Below are 3,132 nucleotides of genomic sequence, written 5' to 3' on the forward strand. Positions count from 1 at the left end.
TCGCGAAGAGGCCCTAAAGAGCAACAAACATCTTGCATCTACCCTCTGTTTCTCCATTCGGATCGCCTCTGAGCCTCTCTCGTCCCGTTCCAGCCTGTCATCAGTCAACTAACTACGCACCATGCGCATCTGGGGGATAGGTGCGTGGCGGCTCTTGTGATAACATCCGGCGGTTTCCAAGGCTGCCTCGCGAGGTAGCCTTCACTGCGCAGATCCATGGCATAACTCGTTGATTTGTCGTAAGTCGCTGCACGGCATTTGTCCTGCAGCGGCGAGCTTCGTTCATCCCATCTGGATGTGGCGAGGTTTCACCAGAAAAAGGAATCAGGCTTCTCATGGGCGAACTGGCCAAAGAAATCCTCCCGGTCAATATCGAAGACGAGCTGAAACAGTCCTACCTCGACTACGCGATGAGCGTAATTGTCGGGCGGGCGCTGCCGGATGCGCGCGATGGCTTGAAGCCCGTGCACCGGCGCGTGCTGTTCGCGATGAGCGAACTGGGCAACGACTTCAACAAGCCGTACAAGAAATCCGCCCGTGTCGTCGGCGACGTGATCGGTAAGTATCACCCCCACGGCGACACTGCCGTGTACGACACCATCGTTCGGATGGCCCAGCCATTCTCCCTGCGCTACCTGCTGGTGGACGGCCAGGGCAACTTCGGTTCGGTGGACGGCGACAACGCCGCGGCCATGCGATACACCGAAGTGCGCATGACCAAGCTGGCCCACGAGCTGCTGGCCGACCTGCACAAGGAAACCGTGGACTGGGTGCCGAACTACGACGGCACCGAGATGATCCCGGCGGTCATGCCGACGCGTATCCCGAACCTGCTCGTCAACGGCTCCAGCGGTATCGCCGTGGGCATGGCGACCAACATCCCGCCGCACAACCTCGGCGAAGTCATCGACGGTTGCCTGGCCCTCATCGACAACCCCGAGCTGTCCGTCGATGAGCTGATGCAATACATCCCCGGTCCCGATTTTCCGACGGCGGCGATCATCAACGGTCGCGCCGGCATCATCGAGGCCTATCGCACCGGTCGCGGCCGCATCTACATGCGCGCCCGCTCGACCGTCGAAGACATCGACAAGGTCGGTGGCCGCCAGCAGATCGTTATCACCGAGCTGCCGTACCAGTTGAACAAGGCCCGTCTGATCGAGAAGATCGCCGAGCTGGTGAAAGAGAAGAAACTCGAAGGCATCACCGAGCTGCGTGACGAGTCCGACAAGGACGGCATGCGCGTCGTGATCGAGCTGCGCCGTGGCGAAGTGCCGGAGGTGATCCTCAACAACCTCTACGCCCAGACCCAACTGCAAAGCGTGTTCGGCATCAACATCGTCGCGCTGATCGACGGCCGTCCGCGGATCCTGAACCTCAAGGACCTGCTGGAAGCCTTCGTGCGTCACCGTCGCGAAGTGGTCACCCGGCGTACCGTGTTCGAACTGCGTAAAGCTCGCGAACGCGGCCACATCCTTGAAGGCCAGGCCGTTGCCCTGTCGAACATCGATCCGGTCATCGCCCTGATCAAGGCCTCGCCAACCCCGTCGGAAGCCAAGGAAGCGCTGATCAGCACGCCTTGGGAATCCACCGCGGTAGTGGCGATGGTCGAGCGTGCCGGCGCCGACTCGTGCCGGCCGGAAAACCTCGATCCGCAATACGGTCTGCGCGACGGCAAGTACTTCCTGTCCCCGGAACAGGCGCAAGCCATCCTGGAACTGCGCCTGCACCGCCTGACCGGTCTGGAGCACGAGAAGCTGCTGGCCGAGTACCAGGAGATCCTCAACCAGATCGGCGAGCTGATCCGCATCCTCAACAGCGCCACGCGCTTGATGGAAGTGATCCGCGAAGAGCTGGAAGTGATCCGCGCCGAGTACGGCGACGTGCGCCGCACCGAGATCCTCGACGCGCGCCTCGACCTGACCCTGGGCGACATGATTCCGGAAGAAGAGCGCGTGGTGACCATTTCCCACGGCGGCTACGCCAAGACCCAGCCGCTGGCCGCCTACCAGGCCCAGCGTCGCGGCGGCAAGGGCAAGTCGGCGACCGGCGTCAAGGATGAGGACTACATCGCTCACCTGCTGGTCGCCAACAGCCACACCACGCTGCTGCTGTTCTCCAGCAAGGGCAAGGTGTACTGGCTCAAGACCTACGAGATCCCTGAGGCGTCCCGTGCGGCTCGCGGTCGTCCGTTGGTCAACCTGCTGCCGCTGGACAGTGACGAATACATCACCACCATGCTGCCGGTGGAGGAATACACCGAAGGCCACTTCATCTTCATGGCGACCGCCAAGGGCACCGTGAAGAAGACTCCGCTGGAATCCTTCAGCCGTCAGCGCAGCGTCGGTTTGATCGCCCTGGAGCTGGACGAAGGCGACGTGCTGATTTCCGCTGCCATCACCGACGGCGAGCGTGAGGTCATGCTGTTCTCCGACGGCGGCAAGGTCACGCGCTTCAAGGAATCCGACGTCCGTGCCATGGGCCGTACCGCCCGCGGTGTTCGCGGCATGCGCCTGCCGGAAGGGCAGAAGCTGATTTCCATGCTGATTCCGGAAGAAGGCAGCCAGATCCTCACCGCTTCGGCCCGTGGTTATGGCAAGCGCACCGCCATCAGCGAGTTCCCTGAGTACAAGCGTGGCGGCCAAGGCGTGATCGCGATGGTCAGCAACGAGCGTAACGGCCGATTGGTCGGCGCGGTCCAGGTGCTCGATGGCGAAGAGATCATGCTGATCTCCGACCAGGGCACCCTGGTGCGTACGCGTGTCGCCGAAGTGTCGAGCCTGGGGCGTAACACCCAGGGCGTGACGCTGATCAAACTCGCCAGCGACGAAACGCTGGTCGGGCTTGAGCGGGTCCAGGAGCCGTCGGAAGTCGAAGGCGAGGAGCTGGAAGGCGAGGACGGCGTGGCGTTCGACGGTACCCTCGGTGCCGATGTCGATGACGCCGTCGGCGACCAACAGCTCGATGCCGCCGCAGACGAAGAAGAACCGCAGGACTAAGCGGACACACAGGGGGCGGATGAAGATTCGCCCCCTTGTTGTTTGTTCCGTTTGAAAATTTGCGACACTGCACGTTGCCAAGGGTGCTGCCCTTATCTTGAGGCTTGTTTGATTCATTGTGGCGGGGGGGGGG

At 62.2% G+C, this 3,132-nt stretch carries 1 protein-coding gene; it reads left to right on the top strand.

Annotated elements, in window-relative coordinates; all coding sequences use genetic code 11:
• Nucleotides 1-335 precede the first annotated feature (335 nt).
• Complete coding sequence (gene gyrA / locus ACE04F_RS15870) at nucleotides 336-2,999, top strand: DNA gyrase subunit A (RefSeq protein WP_486108106.1); 2,664 nt, start codon at nucleotides 336-338, stop codon at nucleotides 2,997-2,999.
• Nucleotides 3,000-3,132: the final 133 nt, after the last annotated feature.

It is taken from the genome of Pseudomonas sp. AGC41, assembly GCF_057334555.1.